At 69.4% G+C, this 1,664-nt stretch carries 1 protein-coding gene; it reads right to left on the minus strand.

Annotated elements, in window-relative coordinates; all coding sequences use genetic code 11:
- Nucleotides 1-165: 165 nt before the first annotated feature.
- Nucleotides 166-1,542 (minus strand): IS1380 family transposase, encoded by a 1,377-nt coding sequence (locus AC5WS8_RS39080; protein WP_496108225.1) that lies wholly within the window; start codon nucleotides 1,540-1,542, stop codon nucleotides 166-168.
- Nucleotides 1,543-1,664 lie beyond the last annotated feature (122 nt).

The raw sequence follows: 1,664 nt of genomic DNA on the forward strand, positions 1-1,664 counted from the left end.
TAGCCTCGATCTTGCATGACGGTCCGCCGACGGAGTCGGTGGACCGTTTCGCTGCCGGTGACTGATGGCGGGCATTCCGACGGCCCGAGTGTCGCCTCGGGTGGGCGCCGGGTTCCACTGCTCCAGGCTGGGTCCTCTTCTCGTAGGGGCAGGCGAATCCGCTGGTCAGCCAGGGTTGGGCAGGAGCGCAAGCCGTTCAAGGGCGCCGGTGATCTCATGGGCCCAGGGCCAGTGGCGGGCGAGGCGGAGGATGCGGCGCCGGCCGGTGGTGACGAGCTGGGCGGCTGCGGAGAACAGGCGGAATCGCAGCCGGCGGGGCTCGAAGAGCCGGGCCTGGCCGGTCAGGGCGAGCATGGGCATCCAGGCCAGCAGGTCAAGCGCGATCTGGACGATCTCCAGCCAGACCTTGTTCTGCGCGGTGTGGTGCAGGGGCAGGTTGCGCAGGCCGGTGGACCGGGCAGCCCGGATCCGGTCCTCGGCGCGGGCCCGCAGCCGGTGACGGAGCTCGAGCTCGGCGATCGGACGGTCGGTGGTGTTGGTCGCGAAGCACGTGATCCGCATGCCGTCCGCGTCGGTGATCCTCAACTGGGCCCCGGGGTGCGGCCGTTCCCTGCGTACGATCAGCCGCATCCCCTTCGGCCAGCCCGCGAGCAGGTTGCCGGTGAGTTCGGCGACCCAGGCTCCGTCTCGGACCTGTCCGTCGGCCTCGACGGCCGGGGTCCAGGCCGGGCCCGGGATCTTCAGCACGTGCTGGTGGATCGGCTCGGTGATCACCATGCCGACCGAGTAGGACAGCCATCGGCCTCGCTTGGCGAGCCAGGACACGAAGTCGTGGGTGCCGCCGGCGGAGTCCGTGCGGATTAGTGTCTGGCGCCCTCGCCGGTACTTCTTCGGCAGTTTTGCCAGGGCGAGTTGGGCGGTGGTGATGTGGTCGGCGGCCGTGTTCGAGCCCGCGTTCCCCGGCCTGAGAAGAGCGGCGACCGGCTCTCCGGTTCCGCCCTGGCCGTGGTCGACGAAGGCCGTCAGGGGGTGATGCCCGTAGGTCTTCTTCCAGGTCGCGGCCGCGTCCTCCTTGTCGGAGTGTGCGATCACGAGGACGCCGTCGAGGTCGATCGTGACCTGTCCGTCGGCGTCCGGGGCGTGCTTGCCTGCCAGCGACCAGACCCGGTTGCGAACTTCGGAGCGTGCGGACCGGACGGCCTGCAGGGCTTTCTCGCCGGAGGCGGCGAGGGTGTCGATCAGGCGGGAGACGGTCGGGTCGGAGGCGACCGGGCCGAAGACGGCTGGCTCACACCGCAGCATGGCGATGTCCGCGAGGCAGTCTCCGCCCAGTGCGACGGCCAGAGCGAGGTCCAGGAGGGCCTTGCCGGGATCGTGGACGGCCCGCGATTTGCGCCACGGAGCCAGGGCCCGGGATATGGCCTGGTCAAGGCCGGTCTTGCGGACCGTTTCGACGAGCAGGACTGAGCCGGCCTGGGAGACGACCTGGCGGCCGTCGTCCCGGACGCGGACACGGGGGTACAACCCGATAGAGTGCTTCACCTGGGAAGTGCCTCTGGTTTCAGCGGGAACAAGGACCTCGACAATCCTCATTCTTGCTGGTCAGCGGCACTTTCTGCTTTCCTGACCACCTGCCGGACAGCCCGCTTCATGAAAGCGCGAGG

The organism is Streptomyces sp. PTL18, assembly GCF_059510295.1.